The organism is Streptomyces olivaceoviridis (assembly GCF_014650115.1).
GTDB classification, from domain to species: Bacteria; Actinomycetota; Actinomycetes; order Streptomycetales; family Streptomycetaceae; genus Streptomyces; species Streptomyces olivaceoviridis.
Genome location: NZ_BMUI01000006.1, coordinates 345,957 through 363,801, shown reverse-complemented (window position 1 = coordinate 363,801; position 17,845 = coordinate 345,957). Strand labels below are relative to the sequence as shown.

Annotated in this window: 14 protein-coding genes; 13 read left to right on the top strand and 1 reads right to left on the bottom strand. The window is 70.6% G+C overall.

The window, feature by feature from the left end; all coding sequences use genetic code 11:
• From IE273_RS14955 to IE273_RS14895, 13 genes are all read left to right on the top strand, one after another.
• Entirely contained in the window at window positions 1–1,656 is a 1,656-nt protein-coding gene (locus tag IE273_RS14955; RefSeq protein ID WP_189815649.1) for a UDP-N-acetylmuramoyl-L-alanyl-D-glutamate--2,6-diaminopimelate ligase, read from the top strand.
• 28 nt (window positions 1,657–1,684) lie between these two features.
• On the top strand, window positions 1,685–3,100 hold the full coding sequence (locus tag IE273_RS14950) for a UDP-N-acetylmuramoyl-tripeptide--D-alanyl-D-alanine ligase (protein ID WP_189815648.1): 1,416 nt from the start codon (window positions 1,685–1,687) through the stop codon (window positions 3,098–3,100).
• The gene (gene mraY / locus IE273_RS14945; RefSeq protein ID WP_030347870.1) at window positions 3,100–4,170 is read left to right on the top strand and encodes a phospho-N-acetylmuramoyl-pentapeptide-transferase; all 1,071 of its coding nucleotides are present in this window, start codon (window positions 3,100–3,102) and stop codon (window positions 4,168–4,170) included. Before IE273_RS14950 ends, mraY begins: the two co-directional genes overlap by 1 nt.
• Window positions 4,152–5,594 carry a UDP-N-acetylmuramoyl-L-alanine--D-glutamate ligase gene (gene murD / locus IE273_RS14940; RefSeq protein WP_189815647.1) on the top strand — a complete coding sequence of 481 codons (1,443 nt, stop codon included), beginning with the start codon at window positions 4,152–4,154 and terminating at the stop codon, window positions 5,592–5,594. The genes mraY and murD overlap by 19 nt, the downstream gene beginning before the upstream one ends.
• A gap of 68 nt (window positions 5,595–5,662) precedes the next feature.
• Window positions 5,663–7,042, top strand: coding sequence for a putative lipid II flippase FtsW (gene ftsW, locus IE273_RS14935; protein WP_189815646.1), 1,380 nt, complete (start codon window positions 5,663–5,665; stop codon window positions 7,040–7,042).
• A 6-nt stretch (window positions 7,043–7,048) separates the two neighbouring features.
• The gene (gene murG, locus IE273_RS14930; protein ID WP_189815645.1) at window positions 7,049–8,137 is read left to right on the top strand and encodes an undecaprenyldiphospho-muramoylpentapeptide beta-N-acetylglucosaminyltransferase; all 1,089 of its coding nucleotides are present in this window, start codon (window positions 7,049–7,051) and stop codon (window positions 8,135–8,137) included.
• A gap of 29 nt (window positions 8,138–8,166) precedes the next feature.
• Window positions 8,167–8,961, top strand: a complete 795-nt coding sequence (locus IE273_RS14925; protein ID WP_189815715.1) for a cell division protein FtsQ/DivIB — start codon at window positions 8,167–8,169, stop codon at window positions 8,959–8,961.
• Window positions 8,962–9,240: 279 nt separating this feature from the next.
• Window positions 9,241–10,449 carry a cell division protein FtsZ gene (gene ftsZ / locus IE273_RS14920; protein WP_189815644.1) on the top strand — a complete coding sequence of 403 codons (1,209 nt, stop codon included), beginning with the start codon at window positions 9,241–9,243 and terminating at the stop codon, window positions 10,447–10,449.
• Window positions 10,446–11,177, top strand: a complete 732-nt coding sequence (gene pgeF / locus IE273_RS14915; RefSeq protein ID WP_189815643.1) for a peptidoglycan editing factor PgeF — start codon at window positions 10,446–10,448, stop codon at window positions 11,175–11,177. Before ftsZ ends, pgeF begins: the two co-directional genes overlap by 4 nt.
• 6 nt (window positions 11,178–11,183) lie before the next feature.
• Entirely contained in the window at window positions 11,184–11,903 is a 720-nt protein-coding gene (locus tag IE273_RS14910) for a YggS family pyridoxal phosphate-dependent enzyme (protein ID WP_189815642.1), read from the top strand.
• 128 nt (window positions 11,904–12,031) lie between these two features.
• Window positions 12,032–12,673, top strand: coding sequence for a cell division protein SepF (locus tag IE273_RS14905; protein ID WP_030642042.1), 642 nt, complete (start codon window positions 12,032–12,034; stop codon window positions 12,671–12,673).
• Window positions 12,674–12,733: 60 nt separating this feature from the next.
• Complete coding sequence (locus IE273_RS14900; protein WP_189815641.1) at window positions 12,734–13,024, top strand: YggT family protein; 291 nt, start codon at window positions 12,734–12,736, stop codon at window positions 13,022–13,024.
• A gap of 54 nt (window positions 13,025–13,078) precedes the next feature.
• Window positions 13,079–14,227, top strand: a complete 1,149-nt coding sequence (locus IE273_RS14895; RefSeq protein WP_189815640.1) for a DivIVA domain-containing protein — start codon at window positions 13,079–13,081, stop codon at window positions 14,225–14,227.
• 171 nt (window positions 14,228–14,398) lie between these two features.
• Here IE273_RS14895 and ileS read toward each other — a convergent pair whose 3' ends face one another.
• Window positions 14,399–17,542 (bottom strand): isoleucine--tRNA ligase, encoded by a 3,144-nt coding sequence (gene ileS / locus IE273_RS14890; RefSeq protein WP_189815639.1) that lies wholly within the window; start codon window positions 17,540–17,542, stop codon window positions 14,399–14,401.
• Between the last annotated feature and the right edge of the window lie 303 nt (window positions 17,543–17,845).

The following is a 17,845-nucleotide window of genomic DNA, read 5'->3' as shown; positions in this document are numbered from 1 at the left end:
GTGACAACGATCACCCCGGACCCCGGGAACCAAGGCGCCCACAGGCCCTCACTTCGCTCCGGAGCGGGTGCGCCCGGTACGCTCACCGCCGTGCCACACGCTGATCAGTCCCCCATCACCCAGAAGGGCCAACCCGTGACCTATCCGGGACTGCCCCGGCCGACGACGCTCCCCGCCACACCCCTCGCGGAGCTCGCCGGCCAGCTGGGTGTCACCGCGCCGGAAGCCGCCGCCGAGGTCACGGGGATCACCCACGACTCGCGCGCGGTCCGCCCCGGTGACCTGTACGCCGCCCTCCCGGGCGCCCGGCTGCACGGCGCCGACTTCGTCACCCAGGCCGCGAGCCTGGGCGCCGTCGCCGTGCTCACCGATCCCACGGGCGCCGAGCGCGCCGCCGCGTCCGGGCTGCCCGTCCTGGTGGTCGAGGACCCGCGCGGGCGGATGGGAGAGCTGGCGGCCACGATCTACCGCCACCCGGGCCGCGACCTGCTCCAGATCGGCATCACCGGCACCTCCGGCAAGACCACCACCGCCTACCTGGTGGAAGGCGGCCTGAAGACCGTCCGTTCGACCGGCCTCATCGGCACCGTCGAGATCCGCATCGGCGACGAGCGCATCAAGTCCGAGCGCACCACGCCCGAAGCCACCGACCTCCAGGCCCTGTTCGCCGTCATGCGCGAAGGGGGCGTCGAGGCGGTCGCCATGGAGGTCTCCAGCCACGCCCTGGTCCTCGGCCGGGTCGACGGCTGCGTCTTCGACATCGCCGTCTTCACCAACCTCAGCCCGGAACACATGGAGTTCCACTCCGACATGGAGGACTACTTCCGGGCCAAGGCACAGCTGTTCACGCCGGAACGCAGCGCGTTCGGCGTGGTCAACGCCGACGACGAGTACGGCCGCCGGCTCGCGAAGGAGGCGACCGTGCCGGTCGTCACCTTCTCCGCCGAGGGCCACCCCGACGCCGACTGGCGCGCCCAGGACGTCCAGGTCGGTCCCATGGACTCGACGTTCACCGTCCTGGGTCCGAACGGCGAGCGCGTGCACGCCAAGTCGCCGCTGCCGGGCCCCTTCAACGTGGCGAACACCCTCGCCGCCATCGTCGCCCTCGCCGCGGCCGGCCTCGACCCGCAGACCGCCGCCGACGGCATCGCAGCCGTCCCGGGCGTCCCGGGCCGCCTGGAGCGCGTCGACGCCGGGCAGCCCTACCTGGCGGTGGTCGACTACGCCCACAAGACCGACGCCGTGGAGTCGGTGCTCAAGGCGCTGCGCAAGGTCACCAAGGGGCGGCTGCACGTCGTCCTCGGCTGCGGCGGCGACCGCGACCAGACCAAGCGCGCACCGATGGGCGCCGCCGTGGCCCGGCTCGCCGACACGGCCGTACTGACCTCCGACAACCCCCGCTCCGAGGATCCCCTCGCGATCCTCGCGACCATGCTCCAGGGCGCGGCCTCCGTGCCCGCGCACGAGCGCGGCGAGGTCCTCCTCTTCGAGGACCGGGCCGCCGCCGTGGCCGCCGTCGTGGGCCGCGCCCAGGCCGGCGACACCGTGCTCGTCGCGGGCAAGGGCCACGAGCAGGGCCAGGACATCGCCGGCGTGGTCCGTCCCTTCGACGACCGCCAGGTGCTTCGCGAAGCTATCCAGAAGACCCAGGGATGAAAATCCAGAAGACCCAGGGGATGAACTTGTGATCGCCCTCTCCCTCGCCGAGATCGCAGCAGTCGTCGGCGGGCAGACGCACGACATACCGGATCCGTCCGTGCAGGTCACGGGACCGGTCGTCCGGGACTCCCGCGAGGTGGTGCCCGGCAGCCTGTTCGCCGCCTTCGTCGGCGAGCGCGTGGACGGCCACGACTACGCCCGGGCGGTGACCGAGGCCGGCGCGGTGGCCGTGCTGGCCTCCCGCCCGGTCGGCGTTCCCGCGATCGTCGTCGAGGACGTCCAGACGGCCCTCGGCGCCCTCGCCCGGCACGTCGTACGCCGGCTCGGCGCGACCCTCGTCGCCCTGACCGGCTCGGCCGGCAAGACCAGCACCAAGGACCTCATCGCCCAGGTGCTGCGGCGCAAGGCGCCGACGGTGTTCACGCCCGGCTCGCTCAACAACGAGATCGGGCTGCCGCTGACCGCCCTGTCCGCCACCGAGGAGACACGGTTCCTCGTGCTGGAGATGGGCGCCCGGGGCATCGGGCACATCCGCTACCTCACCGGTCTCACCCCGCCGAGGATCGGCCTGGTGCTCAACGTCGGCACCGCCCACATCGGCGAGTTCGGCGGACGTGAGCAGATCGCCCAGGCCAAGGGCGAACTCGTGGAGGCCCTTCCCCCGGCGGAGGAGGGCGGCGTGGCGGTCCTCAACGCCGACGACCCGCTGGTGCGGGCCATGGCCTCCCGTACCAAGGCGAAGGTGGTCCTTTTCGGAGAGTCGGCCGAAGCGGACGTACGGGCCGAGAACGTACGACTCACGGACAGCGGACAGCCCTCCTTCACGCTTCACACACCCTCCGGTGCAAGTGATCTGACGATGCGCCTGTACGGTGAGCACCACGTGTCGAACGCGCTCGCCGCGGCCGCCGTCGCCCATGAGCTGGGCATGTCCGCGGAAGAGATCGCCACCGCGCTCTCCGAGGCGGGCTCCCTCTCCCGCTGGCGCATGGAGGTCACCGAGCGCCCGGACGGCGTGACCATCGTCAACGACGCCTACAACGCCAACCCCGAGTCCATGCGGGCCGCCCTCAGGGCGCTCGCGGCCATGGGCAAGGGGCGCCGCACGTGGGCGGTGCTCGGCAAGATGGCCGAGCTGGGGGACGAGGCGCTCGCCGAGCACGACGCCGTCGGACGGCTCGCCGTCCGGCTCAACGTCAGCAAGCTCGTCGCCGTCGGGGGGATTGAGGCCTCCTGGCTGCAATTGGGCGCATATAACGAGGGTTCGTGGGGTGAGGAGTCGGTGCACGTGTCCGACGCACAGGCGGCGATCGACCTGTTGCGCAGCGAGTTGCGCCCGGGGGACGTCGTGCTCGTGAAGGCGTCCCGTTCGGTGGGTCTGGAGAGCGTCGCCCAGGCGCTCGTCGAGACCGGTGCCGAGGGTGAGGTTGCCGCCCGATGATGAAGCAGATCCTGTTCTCAGGAGTCATTGGCCTCTTCCTGACGCTGGTCGGCACCCCGCTGCTGATCAAGCTCCTCGCCCGCAAGGGCTACGGCCAGTACATCCGTGACGACGGCCCGCGCGAGCACGCCAGCAAGCGCGGTACGCCGACCATGGGCGGTATCGCCTTCATCCTGGCGACGATCGCCGCGTACTTCCTGAGCAAGCTCATCACCGGTTACCCGCCCACCTACTCCGGGCTGCTGGTCCTCGGCCTGATGTTCGGCATGGGCCTGGTCGGCTTCCTCGACGACTACATCAAGATCGTCAAGCGCCGCTCGCTGGGCCTGCGGGCCAAGGCCAAGATGGCCGGCCAGCTGATCGTCGGCATCGCCTTCGCCGTGCTGTCGCTCCAGTTCTCCGACGCCCGCGGCAACACCCCGGCCTCCACCAAGCTGTCGTTCATCACCGACTTCGGCTGGTCCATCGGCCCGGTGCTGTTCGTCGTCTGGGCGCTGTTCATGATCCTCGCGATGTCGAACGGCGTGAACCTCACCGACGGTCTGGACGGTCTGGCCACCGGCGCCTCCGTGCTCGTCTTCGGCGCCTACACCTTCATCGGCGTCTGGCAGTTCCAGGAGTCCTGCGCCAACGCGGGCACCCTGACCAACCCCGGCGCCTGCTACGAGGTGCGCGACCCGCTCGACCTCGCGGTCGTCGCCTCCGCGCTGATGGGCGCCTGCCTCGGCTTCCTGTGGTGGAACACCTCGCCGGCGAAGATCTTCATGGGCGACACCGGCTCGCTCGCCCTCGGCGGTGTCCTCACCGGCCTGGCCATCCTCTCCCGCACGGAGCTGCTGGTGGCCATCATGGGCGGCCTGTTCGTCCTCATCACCATGTCGGTCGTCATCCAGGTCGGCTCCTTCCGGCTCACCGGCAAGCGCGTCTTCCGCATGGCACCGCTCCAGCACCACTTCGAACTCAAGGGCTGGTCCGAGGTCCTGGTGGTGGTCCGATTCTGGATCATCCAGGGCATCTGTGTGATCGTCGGACTGGGCCTCTTCTACGCGGGATGGGCAGCGGACAAGTGACCTCCTCGGTGCCTTCTGGGCCTTCCGACTTCCAGGGCAAGCACGTCACCGTCGCCGGGCTCGGCGTCTCCGGCGTCCCGGCGGCGAAAGCGCTGCACGCGCGCGGGGCGATCGTCACCGTCGTCAACGACGGCGACGACGCACGCGCGCGGGAACAGGCCGCGGAGCTGGAGGCGCTCGGCATCACCGTGCGCCTCGGCGACGGCGAGACCCTGCCGGAAGGCACCGAGCTGATCGTCACCGCGCCCGGCTGGAAGCCGGACAAGCCGCTGTTCCTCGCCGCCGGGAAGGCCGGTGTGCCGGTCTGGGGCGACGTGGAGCTGGCCTGGCGGCTGCGCGGCCCCGACGCGGCCCCCTGGCTGGCGGTGACGGGCACCAACGGCAAGACCACGACCGTCCAGATGCTCGCCTCCATCCTGAAGGCGGCGGGCCTGCGCACGGCCGCCGTGGGCAACATCGGCGTCTCCCTGCTGGACGCGGTCCTCGGCGAGGAGCACTACGACGTCCTCGCCGTGGAGCTGTCCAGCTACCAGCTCCACTGGGCGCCCTCCCTGCGGGCGCACTCCGCGGCGGTCCTCAACCTCGCGCCGGACCACCTGGACTGGCACGGCTCCATGGAGGCGTACGCGCGCGACAAGGGCCGCATCTACGAGGGCAACCAGGTCGCCTGCGTCTACAACGTCGCCGACAAGGCCACCGAGGACCTCGTGCGCGAGGCCGACGTCGAAGAGGGCTGCCGTGCCGTCGGGTTCACGCTCGGCACGCCCGGCCCCTCCCAACTCGGCGTCGTGGACGGCATCCTGGTCGACCGGGCCTTCGTCGAGAACCGGCAGAAGAACGCGCAGGAGCTGGCCGAGGTCTCCGACGTCGACCCGCCCGCGCCGCACAACATCGCCAACGCCCTCGCCGCCGCCGCCCTCGCCCGCGCCTTCGGGGTGCCCGCGAGCGCCGTACGGGACGGTCTGCGGGCCTTCCGCCCGGACGCCCACCGCATCGCGCACGTCGCCGACGTCGACGGGGTCGCGTACGTGGACGACTCCAAGGCGACCAATACCCACGCCGCGGAAGCATCGTTGGCGTCATATGAACCGATCGTATGGATCGCGGGTGGTCTGGCGAAGGGCGCGACCTTCGACGAGCTGGTCGCCAGGTCGGCGAAGCGGCTTCGCGGTGCCGTCCTGATCGGTGCCGACCGCGCCCTGATCCGGGACGCCCTCGCGCGACACGCGCCGGAAGTACCCGTGGTCGACCTCGACCGGACCGACACTGGGGCGATGCTCCAGGCGGTGACGGAAGCGAAGCGGCTGGCTCAGCCCGGCGACACGGTGCTGCTGGCCCCGGCCTGTGCCTCCATGGACATGTTCACCAACTACAACCAGCGCGGTGACGCGTTCGCGGCGGCGGTCCGCGAACTCGGCGCCTGACCCCGGCCGCCTGCCGGGCGGATCTTGGGAGGGACGCGTGGGACGGTCGACGTTCAGCGGAGGCGCCGATGCCCAGTAGCCGTACCGGCCGGCCACCCGTGCAGCGGGCGTCCCGGCGCCCGCGCTCCGCCGTTCCCCGGCCCCCGCGCGAGAACCCCGTTCAACGGCTCTACACACGCGCGCGCAGGGCCTGGGACCGGCCGCTGACCGCCTACTACCTGATCGTCGGCGGCAGTGTGCTGATCACCGTGCTGGGCCTGGTGATGGTCTACTCGGCCTCCCAGATCACCGCGCTCCAGCTGTCGCTGCCCGGGTCGTACTTCTTCCGTAAGCAGTTCCTCGCCGCGCTGATCGGCGGCGCACTGCTGTTCGCCGCCTCCCGCATGCCGGTGAAGCTGCACCGGGCGCTGGCCTACCCGATCCTCGCCGGCGCCGTCTTCCTGATGGCCCTGGTGCAGGTGCCCGGGATAGGGATGGCGGTCAACGGCAACCAGAACTGGATCTCCCTCGGCGGCTCCTTCCAGATCCAGCCCAGCGAGTTCGGCAAGCTCGCCCTGGTGCTGTGGGGCGCGGACCTGATCGCCCGCAAGCACGAGAGGAAGCTGCTGACCCAGTGGAAGCACATGCTGGTGCCGCTGGTCCCGGTCGCGTTCCTGCTGCTCGGGCTGATCATGCTCGGCGGCGACATGGGCACCGCGATCATCCTCACGGCGATCCTCTTCGGCCTGCTCTGGCTGGCGGGCGCCCCGACCCGGCTGTTCGCGGGCGTGCTGTCCGTCGCCGGCCTGATCGGTGTGACGCTCATCAAGACGAGCCCCAACCGGATGGCCCGCCTCGCCTGCATCGGTGCCACCGAGCCCAAGGCCGGGGTCGCCGACTGCTGGCAGGCCGTGCACGGCATCTACGCCCTGGCCTCCGGCGGACTCTTCGGCTCCGGACTCGGCGCGAGTGTGGAAAAATGGGGCCAACTCCCGGAAGCGCACACCGACTTCATCTTCGCCGTCACCGGTGAGGAACTGGGCCTGGCGGGGACGCTGTCGGTGCTCGCCCTGTTCGCGGCTCTAGGCTATGCGGGTATCCGCGTGGCCGGACGCACGGAGGACCCCTTCGTGAGGTATGCCGCGGGAGGCGTGACCACCTGGATCACCGCCCAGGCGGTGATCAACATCGGTGCGGTGCTCGGTCTGCTGCCGATCGCCGGTGTCCCCCTCCCGCTGTTCTCCTACGGAGGGTCCGCCCTGCTGCCGGCCATGTTCGCCATCGGGCTGCTGATCGCCTTCGCGCGCGACGAGCCCGCTGCGCGGGCAGCGCTTGCGATGCGGCAACCTCGCTTTGGTAGAAAGCGGGCGGGAGATCCAGTGCCCGTCAAAAGGCCAACCGGAGCTCCTCGGAGATGGAACACGATGCGACGGCGTGCCTCGGCGGCGCGTTCGTCCGGAGAGCGGTGAATTTCGGTGCATGTCGTACTCGCCGGTGGGGGGACCGCCGGCCACATCGAGCCCGCGCTCGCCCTCGCGGACGCCCTGCGCAGGCAGGACCCGACCGTGGGGATCACGGCCCTGGGCACGGAGCGCGGCCTGGAGACCCGGCTCGTCCCGGAGCGCGGCTACGAGCTGGCGCTGATCCCGGCGGTGCCGCTGCCGCGCAAGCCCACCCCCGAGCTGATCACCGTCCCGGGCCGGCTGCGCGGCACGATCAAGGCGGCCGAGCAGATCCTGGAGCGCACCAAGGCGGACTGCGTGGTCGGCTTCGGCGGCTATGTCGCCCTGCCCGGCTATCTGGCCGCCAAGCGCCTCGGCGTGCCCATCGTGATCCACGAGGCCAACGCCCGTCCGGGCCTGGCCAACAAGATCGGCTCGCGGTACGCGGCCCGGGTCGCCGTCTCCACCCCGGACAGCAAGCTGCGTGACGCCCGTTACATCGGCATCCCGCTGCGCCGCTCCATCGCCACGCTGGACCGCGCCGCCGTCCGCCCCGAGGCCCGCCACCGCTTCGGCCTCGACCCCAACCTGCCCACGCTGCTCGTCTCCGGCGGATCGCAGGGCGCCCGGCGGCTGAACGAGGTGACCCAGGCGGTCGCCCCGTGGCTCCAGCAGGCCGGCATCCAGATCCTGCACGCGGTCGGCCCGAAGAACGAACTGCCGCAGGTGCAGCAGATGCCGGGAATGCCCCCCTACATCCCGGTAAGTTACCTGGACCGGATGGACCTCGCGTACGCGGCGGCCGACATGATGCTCTGCCGCGCGGGCGCGATGACCGTCGCCGAACTCTCCGCCGTCGGACTCCCGGCCGCGTACGTCCCGCTGCCCATCGGCAACGGCGAACAGCGGCTCAACGCCCAGCCGGTGGTCAAGGCCGGCGGCGGGCTCCTCGTCGACGACGCGGACCTGACCCCCGAGTGGGTGCAGCAGAACGTGCTGCCCGTGCTCGCCGACCCGCACCGGTTGTACGAGATGTCCCGCGCGGCGAGTGAGTTCGGCCGCCGGGACGCCGACGACCTGCTCGTCGGCATGGTGTACGAGGCGATCGCCTCGCGCCGATAGGACCGTATGACGAAAGGGCAGTGAGCAGCGTGGCCGGACCCTCCACCGCCGAGCGCGGTGAACGCCAGCAGGAGTCGTCCGGCCCGCCGCCCGCCCGCGGGCCGGGCCGGCGGCGCCTTCGCGCGATCGCCGCCCTGGCCGCCCTCCTCGTGCTCCTCGGCGCCGGTTCCGTCTGGGTCTTGTACGGCTCGACGTGGCTGCGCGTCGAGCACGTCTCGGTGTCGGGCACGCGCGTGCTGACGCCGGCCGAGGTGCGCCGGGCGGCGGCCGTGCCTGTCGGGAAACCGATGATTTCCGCCGACATGGGTGCCATCGAAGCCCGACTTCGCCGGAAATTGCCCCGGATTGACACCGTAGAAGTGGTTCGTTCCTGGCCGCACGAAATCAGCCTGAAAGTGATCGAGCGCACTCCGGTTCTGCTCATCCGAAAGGGCGCGGACTTCGTCGAAGTCGACGACGACGGCGTCCGCTTCGCCACGGTCGCGCAGGCGCCGAACGGCGTTCCGATGCTGCGCCTGTCCGCGTCCCGGACGGGTCCGGGCGCCGCCAGCTTCCGGCGCTTCGGCACCGACCGGCTGGTACGCGAGGCGGTCCGGGTCGCGGGGGACCTGCCGGCCGCCGTGGCCAAGACCGCCCGGAGCGTCCACGTGCGCACCTACGACGACATCACGCTGGAGTTGGCCGGAGGCCGCACCGTCGAGTGGGGCAGCGGCGAGCAGGGCCGCGCCAAGGCACGGGCCCTCACGGCTCTCATGAAAGCATCTCCCGGCGCGCGGCACTTCGATGTCAGCGTCCCCACCGCCCCTGCGTCATCGGGCAGTTGACGCACATCCGCGCAGGCCAGCACCCTGGTTGGGCACCGCTACGGCTGATCACATAGGGTGAAAAGAAAAACGGGAGGTTCGGCGTGTTCGTTGAACGGGCGCCACTTGTCGACTTAGTGTCCTGTTCAGAAGACTCCAGGGAACAGACACACTGGTAACCCTAAACTTCAGGGTTAGGGTTCGGGTCGGCGTTACGGACCGTCCCATTCGGCATCTGTCGTCCCGGCGCGGGGCACCGCACGGCGGCGACAACGTAATTCGAGGCGAGAGGCCTTCGACGTGGCAGCACCGCAGAACTACCTCGCAGTCATCAAGGTCATCGGTGTCGGCGGCGGTGGTGTCAATGCCATCAACCGGATGATCGAGGTCGGTCTCAAGGGCGTCGAGTTCATCGCCATCAACACCGACGCACAGGCGCTGTTGATGAGCGACGCCGACGTCAAACTCGACGTCGGCCGCGAACTCACCCGCGGACTCGGCGCCGGAGCCAACCCGGCCGTCGGCCGCAAGGCCGCCGAGGACCACCGCGAGGAGATCGAGGAGGTCCTCAAGGGGGCCGACATGGTCTTCGTGACGGCCGGTGAAGGCGGCGGCACCGGCACCGGCGGCGCGCCCGTCGTGGCCAACATCGCGCGCTCGCTGGGCGCCCTCACCATCGGCGTGGTCACCCGCCCGTTCACCTTCGAGGGACGGCGCCGCGCGAACCAGGCCGAGGACGGCATCGCCGAACTCCGCGAAGAGGTCGACACCCTCATCGTCATCCCGAACGACCGGCTGCTGTCCATCTCGGACCGCCAGGTCTCGGTCCTGGACGCCTTCAAGTCCGCCGACCAGGTCCTACTCTCCGGTGTTCAGGGCATCACCGACCTCATCACCACCCCCGGCCTGATCAACCTCGACTTCGCCGACGTCAAGTCGGTCATGTCCGAGGCCGGTTCGGCCCTCATGGGCATCGGCTCGGCCCGCGGCGACGACCGCGCGGTGGCCGCGGCCGAGATGGCGATCTCCTCGCCGCTGCTGGAGGCGTCCATCGACGGCGCCCGCGGCGTGCTGCTCTCCATCTCCGGCGGCTCCGACCTCGGCCTGTTCGAGATCAACGAGGCCGCCCAACTGGTCAGCGAGGCCGCCCACCCCGAGGCCAACATCATCTTCGGCGCGGTCATCGACGACGCCCTCGGCGACGAGGTCCGGGTCACCGTGATCGCGGCCGGCTTCGACGGCGGCCAGCCGCCCGCCCGCCGGGACAACGTCCTCGGCACGGCCTCCGGACCGGCCCCCGCCCGCCGCGAGGAGCCCGCTCCGGCCCGGCCGAGCGAGCCGAGCCGTCCGTCCTTCGGCTCGCTGGGCAGCGTCAAGCCGAAGGAGGAGCCGGAGCCGGCGCCCGAGCCGGTGACCGAGATCCCGGTCGCCCCGCCGGTGCCGCCGGCGCCCCGGACCTACTCGGACAGCGCGGCCGAGGAACTGGACGTCCCGGACTTCCTCAAGTGATAGGACAGCGCGAGAGCGTGAGCGGCGCGCACTTCGCCTTCACCGACCGGTGGGGCGGGGTGAGCGCCGCTCCGTATGAGGAGCTGAACCTCGGCGGCGCGGTAGGCGACGCGCCCGAGGCGGTACGGGGCAACCGGGAGCTGGCGGCCAAGTCGCTCGGCCTGGACCCCGGCCGGGTCGTCTGGATGAACCAGGTGCACGGCGCCGACGTCGCCGTGGTGGACGAGCCGTGGGGTGCGGGGAACCCGGTGCCGGAGGTCGACGCGATCGTCACCGCCCGGCGCGGGCTCGCCCTCGCCGTCCTCACCGCCGACTGCGTGCCGGTGCTGCTGGCCGACCCCGTCGCCGGGATCGTCGCGGCGGCCCACGCCGGCCGGCCCGGCATGGTCAAGGGGGTCGTCCCCGCCGCCGTGCGCGCCATGGTCGAACTCGGTGCCGAGGCGCGCCGGATCGTGGCCCGCAGCGGCCCGTCCGTGTGCGGCCGGTGCTACGAGGTGCCGGAGGCGATGCGCGCCGAGGTGGCCGCCGTCGAGCCGGCGGCGCACGCCGAGACGAGCTGGGGCACGCCGGCGCTCGATGTGAGCGCCGGGGTGCACGCGCAGCTCGACCGGCTCGGGGTGTGCGACCGGGCGCAGGCGCCGGTGTGCACGCTGGAGTCGGACGACCATTTCTCGTACCGCCGCGAGCGCGCCACCGGGCGGCTCGCGGGCTATGTCTGGCTGGACTGATGGGGCATGACGGACCGTAAGACCGAACTCGCCGCGAATCTGGCGAAGGTGGAGGAGCGCATCACCGCCGCGTGCGCGGCGGCCGGGCGCGCGCGGGAGGAGGTGACCCTGATCGTGGTCACCAAGACCTATCCGGCGAGCGATGTGCGGATCCTGTCGGAACTCGGTGTGCGCCATGTCGCCGAGAACCGCGACCAGGACGCTGCCCCGAAGGCCGCCGCCTGTGCGGATCTGCCCCTGAAATGGCACTTTGTCGGTCAGTTGCAGACCAACAAGGTGCGTTCCGTGGTCGGTTACGCCGATGTCGTGCAGTCGGTCGACCGTTCGCGGCTCGTCGCCGCGCTGTCGAGGGAGGCGGTGCGGGCGGAGCGCGAGGTGGGCTGTCTCATCCAGGTCGCGCTCGACGCCGGAGCGAGCGGCAGGGGCGACCGCGGTGGCGTGGGCCCGGAAGGAATCGAAGAGTTGGCCGACCTGGTCGCCGAGGCGCCCGGACTGCGGCTCGACGGACTGATGACCGTCGCTCCGCTCACCGGGGAGTACGCGGGACGCGAACAGGCGGCGTTCGAGCGCCTGGTGGTTTTGTCGACTGACCTGCGCCGGGCTCATCCGGCTGCAACCATGGTGTCGGCAGGGATGAGCGCGGACCTCGAACAGGCCGTGGCCGCCGGTGCGACACATGTGCGCGTCGGCACCGCGGTACTCGGAGTCCGCCCCAGGCTCGGGTAACGTCGCCAGGAAGTCGGACCACAGCAGAAAATATGGTCAGTGCGCGCCAAGACGGGCACAACGACCACGTGGATCGCGGGCACTTGGCAGTCGTCAGTCGATCCACCACAGAGCGGAGGACTCAGAGCATGGCCGGCGCGATGCGCAAGATGGCGGTCTACCTCGGCCTCGTGGAGGACGATGGGTACGACGGCCGCGGATTCGACCCCGACGACGACTTCGAGCCCGAGTTGGACCCGGAGCCCGAGCGGGACCACCGACGGCACGAGCCGTCGCACCAGTCGCACGGTGCACACCAGTCCCAAAGGGACGAAGAGGTGCGAATCGTACAACCGCCCGCGCCTCGCGAACCGGTGGCCCGTTCGACTTCGCTCGCCGCGGAATCCGGACGTCCGGCGCGGATCGCGCCCGTGGCATCCATCACACAAGAACGTCAGTCCCTGGAGAAGAACGCGCCGGTGATCATGCCCAAGGTCGTGTCGGAACGAGAGCCTTACCGGATCACCACGCTTCACCCGCGGACCTACAACGAGGCCCGTACCATCGGGGAACACTTCCGTGAGGGCACCCCGGTGATCATGAATCTGACTGAGATGGATGACACAGACGCCAAGCGACTTGTCGACTTTGCGGCCGGTTTGGTGTTTGGTCTTCACGGCAGCATCGAGCGGGTGACGCAGAAGGTGTTCCTGTTGTCTCCTGCTAACGTCGATGTCACGGCGGAGGACAAGGCCCGCATCGCAGAGGGCGGGTTCTTCAACCAGAGCTGAGACGTACGACCGGATCGAAGCACGGAAGAGCACGGAACAGGGGAGAGGGAACCACAAGCCATGAGCGTGTTCGCGCAGGTGATCTACATCGCGCTGATGGTGTTCCTCGTCGTGCTCATCTTCCGGCTCGTCATGGACTACGTTTTCCAGTTCGCCCGCTCGTGGCAACCCGGCAAGGCGATGGTGGTCGTACTGGAGGCCACCTACACTGTCACCGATCCACCGCTGAAGCTTCTGCGGCGGTTTATCCCGCCGCTGCGTCTCGGGGGCGTGGCGCTCGACCTGTCCTTCTTCGTACTGATGATCATCGTCTACATTCTCATCGCCGTCGCGCAGAGCTTCGTGAGATGAGGATGGGGACGATCCGGTCTTGCCGACTGCCGATGACTACGTTGAGGTGAAGAGATGCCGTTGACCCCCGAGGACGTGCGGAACAAGCAGTTCACGACCGTCCGCCTCCGAGAAGGCTATGACGAGGACGAGGTCGATGCCTTCCTCGACGAGGTCGAAGCCGAACTGACCCGTCTGCTCCGCGAGAACGAGGACCTGCGCGCCAAGCTGGCCGCGGCCACCCGTGCCGCCGCGCAGAACCAGCAGAACGCGCGCAAGCCCCCGGAGCAGGACCAGCAGCAGCACCCGCAGCAGCAGGGCATGCGAGGTCCCGGCGCTCCGGTGCCCGCCGGGATATCGGGCCCGCCGCAGCAGCAGATGGGTGGCCCCATGGGTGGTCCGCCCCAGCTGCCGAGCGGTGCCCCGCAGCTGCCCGCCGGCCCCGGCGGTCAGGGCGGCCCGCAGGGTCCCGGCCCGATGGGCCAGGGTCCGATGGGCCAGGGTCCGATGGGTCAGGGCCCGATGGGCGGACAGCCGCCCATGCAGCAGCAGATGGGCGGCCCGATGGGCGGTCCCATGGGTGGCCCCATGGGCGGTCCGATGGGCGGCCCCGGTCAGGGCCCCGGTGGCGACAGCGCCGCCCGTGTCCTCTCGCTGGCCCAGCAGACCGCCGACCAGGCGATCGCCGAGGCCCGCTCCGAGGCCAACAAGATCGTCGGCGAGGCCCGCAGCCGCGCCGAGGGTCTGGAGCGTGACGCCCGTGCCAAGGCCGACGCCCTGGAGCGGGACGCGCAGGAGAAGCACCGCGTCGCCATGGGCTCCCTGGAGTCCGCCCGCGCCACGCTGGAGCGCAAGGTCGAGGACCTGCGCGGCTTCGAGCGCGAGTACCGCACGCGCCTGAAGTCGTACCTGGAGTCGCAGCTGCGTCAGCTGGAGACCCAGGCCGACGACTCGCTGGCCCCGCCGCGCACCCCGGCCGCCGCGTCCCTGCCGCCGTCCCCGGCGCCCTCCATGGCCCCGGCCGGCGCGAGCGCACCGTCCTACGGTGGCAACCAGACGATGGGCGGCAACCCCTCGTCGTCCGCCCCGTCCTACGGCGGTCAGCAGCAGATGACCCCGGCCATGACCCAGCCCATGGCGCCGGTCCGCCCGCAGGGTCCGTCCCCGATGGGTCAGGCTCCCTCGCCGATGCGTGGGTTCCTGATCGACGAGGACGACAACTGAGCACCGGACACCAGTACGACAACGGCGTCGGCAGCGTCTGATAGGGCGGGCCCCCCGGACTTCGGTCCTGGGGGCCCGCCCTTTTTACGCGGGTTGCATGCGGACGGAACCATGAACGAAGGGCCCGGCCTCCCTGGGGGAGACCGGGCCCTTCTTCGAACCGCTCGGCGCTTACGCCTTGCGCAGCCGGAACGTGAGGGACAGCCCCTCGTCGGTGAACGGCTCACCGAAGCTGTCGTCGGCCTCACCCTGGCCGAAGTCGGTCGACAGGACCTCGTCGGCGATCAGCCCCGCGTGCTCGATGAGGGCCGCGACCACAGCCGGGTCCGTGGACGTCCAGCGCAGCGCGATCCGGTCGGCGACATCCAGTCCGCTGTTCTTGCGGGCCTCCTGGATCAGCCGGATCGCGTCACGGGCCAGGCCCGCCTGCCGCAGCTCCTCGGTGATCTCCAGGTCCAGCGCCACCGTGGCACCGGAGTCGGAGGCCACCGACCAGCCCTCGCGCGGGGTCTCCGTGATGATCACCTCGTCCGGAGCGAGGGCGACCGTCTCACCGTCGACCTCCACGGAGGCCGTGCCCTCGCGCAGGGCGAGGGACAGCGCGGCGGCGTCGGCGGCGGCGACCGCCTTCGCCACGTCCTGCACCCGCTTGCCGAACCGCTTGCCGAGCGCCCGGAAGTTGGCCTTCGCGGTCGTGTCGACCAGGCTGCCGCCGACCTCGCTGAGCGACGCCAGGCCCTCGACGTTCAGCTCCTCCGTGATCTGCGCGTGCAGCTCCCGGTCCAGGGCCTCGAACCCGGTCGCCGCGATCAGCGCCCGCGACAGCGGCTGACGCGTCTTGACCCCGGACTCCGCGCGCGTGGCACGGCCCAGCTCCACCAGCCGGCGGACCAGGACCATCTGCTTCGACAGCTCCGGGTCGATCGCCGACAGGTCCGCCTGCGGCCAGGTGGCCAGGTGCACGGACTCCGGCGCGCCCGGGGTGACGGGAACGACCATGTCCTGCCACACCCGCTCGGTGATGAACGGGGTGATCGGCGCCATCAGCTTGGTGACCGTCTCCAGCACCTCGTGCAGCGTGCGCAGCGCGGCCTTGTCGCCCTGCCAGAAACGGCGGCGGGAACGGCGGACGTACCAGTTCGACAGGTCGTCGACGAACGCGGACAGCAGCTTGCCGGCGCGCTGGGTGTCATACGCCTCCAGTGCCTGCGTCACCTGGTCGGTGAGCGCGTGCAGCTCGGACAGCAGCCAGCGGTCCAGCACCGGCCGTTCGGCCGGCGCCGGGTCCGCCGCGGACGGCGCCCAGTTCGACGTACGGGCGTACAGGGCCTGGAAGGCGACCGTGTTCCAGTAGGTCAGCAGCGTCTTGCGGACGACCTCCTGGATGGTGCCGTGGCCCACCCGGCGCGCGGCCCACGGGGAGCCGCCGGCCGCCATGAACCAGCGCACCGCGTCCGCGCCGTGCTGGTCCATGAGCGGGATCGGCTGGAGGATGTTGCCCAGGTGCTTGGACATCTTGCGGCCGTCCTCGGCCAGGATGTGGCCCAGGCAGACGACGTTCTCGTACGACGACTGGTCGAAGACGAGCGTGCCGACGGCCATCAGCGTGTAGAACCAGCCACGGGTCTGGTCGATCGCCTCGGAGATGAACTGCGCCGGGTACCGGCTCTCGAACAGCTCCTTGTTCTTGTACGGGTAGCCCCACTGCGCGAACGGCATCGAGCCCGAGTCGTACCAGGCGTCGATGACCTCCGGCACGCGCGTGGCCGTCGCGCCGCAGCCCTCGTGCGGGCAGGCGAAGGTGACCTCGTCGATGTACGGGCGGTGCGGGTCGAGGCCCGACTGGTCGGTGCCGGTCAGCTCGCTCAGCTCGGTGAGGGAGCCGACGCAGGTGAGGTGGTCCTCCTCGCAGCGCCAGATCGGCAGCGGGGTGCCCCAGTAGCGGTTGCGGGACAGCGCCCAGTCGATGTTGTTGTTCAGCCAGTCGCCGTACCGGCCGTGCTTGACCGTCTCCGGGAACCAGTTGGTCTTCTCGTTCTCCTGGATGAGCCGGTCCTTGATGGCCGTCGTGCGGATGTACCAGGAGGGCTGCGCGTAGTAGAGCAGCGCGGTGTGGCAGCGCCAGCAGTGCGGGTAGCTGTGTTCGTACGGCAGGTGCTTGAACAACAGGCCGCGCTGGTTCAGGTCCTCGGTGAGCTGTTCGTCCGCCTTCTTGAAGAAGACACCGCCGACCAGCGGGAGGTCCTCCTCGAAGGTGCCGTCCGGGCGGACCGGGTTCACGACCGGCAGGCCGTAGGAGCGGCAGACCTTGAGGTCGTCCTCACCGAAGGCCGGGGACTGGTGCACCAGGCCCGTACCGTCGTCGGTGGTGACGTACTCGGCGTTCACGACGAAGTGCGCCGGGGCCGGGAACTCCACCAGCTCGAACGGACGTTGGTACGTCCAGCGCTCCATCTCGGCGCCGGTGAAGGTCTGGCCCGTGGTCTCCCAGCCCTCGCCGAGCGCCTTGGCGACCAGCGGCTCGGCGACGACGAGCTTCTCCTCGCCGTCGGTGGCGACCACGTAGGTCACCTCCGGGTGCGCGGCGACCGCCGTGTTGGACACCAGGGTCCAGGGGGTCGTCGTCCACACCAGGAGGGCGGCCTGGCCGGCGAGCGGACCGGAGGTGAGCGGGAAACGGACGTACACCGACGGGTCGACGACCGTCTCGTAGCCCTGCGCCAGCTCGTGGTCGGACAGGCCGGTGCCGCAGCGCGGGCACCAGGGGGCGACCCGGTAGTCCTGGGTGAGGAGCCCCTTGTCGAAGATCTGCTTCAGCGACCACCACACCGACTGCACGTAGTCGGGGTCCATGGTCCGGTAGGCGTCGTCCAGGTCGACCCAGTAGCCCATGCGGGTCGTCAGCTCGGCGAACGCGTCGGTGTGCCGGGTCACGGACTCGCGGCACTTGGCGTTGAACTCGGCGATGCCGTAAGCCTCGATGTCCGGTTTGCCGGAGAAGCCCAGCTCCTTCTCGACGGCCAGCTCGACGGGCAGGCCGTGGCAGTCCCAGCCCGCCTTGCGGGCCACGTGGTAGCCGCGCATGGTGCGGAAGCGGGGGAAGACGTCCTTGAAGACGCGGGCCTCGATGTGGTGGGCGCCGGGCATGCCGTTCGCGGTGGGCGGGCCCTCGTAGAACACCCATTCCGGGCGGCCCTCGGACTGCTCCAGGCTCTTGGCGAAGATCTTCTGCTCGCGCCAGAAGTCGAGCACGGCGTGCTCAAGAGCGGGCAGGTCGACCTGTGCGGGCACCTGGCGGTACGTCGGCGCTGTCATCTGCGAGCATCCTCCAACGGACTTGCTGCCTTCCGTCGGAGGGACGAGAGCCTTCGTTCCTGTCTACGCCGTGTGCGGCGCGCTCCCGCGGTACCACCCTCCTTGGCTCCCCGCCACGCCGTACGCGCCGGTGAGCCCCCTCATTGGGGTCGCGAAGCCGGTTCTACTCGCCGCGGCCCTGCGGCTGCGGCTTTCTTCCGGCGGCTCCGGGGTGATCTTCACGTCGCGCTCGCCCCCGGGCTCACACCGTCCCCGGGTCGCTCTGGGCTGCGTACGCCGCTACTCGTCCCCATCCACGCTTCT

What these genes read in the sequence shown, in the direction of transcription:
- ftsW (WP_189815646.1), top strand. Translation starts at nt 5,663, where the DNA reads ATGCCCAGTAGCCGTACCGGCCGGCCACCCGTGCAGCGGGCGTCCCGG.
- ileS (WP_189815639.1), bottom strand. Translation starts at nt 17,542, where the DNA reads ATGACAGCGCCGACGTACCGCCAGGTGCCCGCACAGGTCGACCTGCCC.
- IE273_RS14900 (WP_189815641.1), top strand. Translation starts at nt 12,734, where the DNA reads ATGAGCGTGTTCGCGCAGGTGATCTACATCGCGCTGATGGTGTTCCTC.
- IE273_RS14895 (WP_189815640.1), top strand. Translation starts at nt 13,079, where the DNA reads ATGCCGTTGACCCCCGAGGACGTGCGGAACAAGCAGTTCACGACCGTC.
- IE273_RS14905 (WP_030642042.1), top strand. Translation starts at nt 12,032, where the DNA reads ATGGCCGGCGCGATGCGCAAGATGGCGGTCTACCTCGGCCTCGTGGAG.
- mraY (WP_030347870.1), top strand. Translation starts at nt 3,100, where the DNA reads ATGAAGCAGATCCTGTTCTCAGGAGTCATTGGCCTCTTCCTGACGCTG.
- murD (WP_189815647.1), top strand. Translation starts at nt 4,152, where the DNA reads ATGGGCAGCGGACAAGTGACCTCCTCGGTGCCTTCTGGGCCTTCCGAC.
- IE273_RS14910 (WP_189815642.1), top strand. Translation starts at nt 11,184, where the DNA reads ATGACGGACCGTAAGACCGAACTCGCCGCGAATCTGGCGAAGGTGGAG.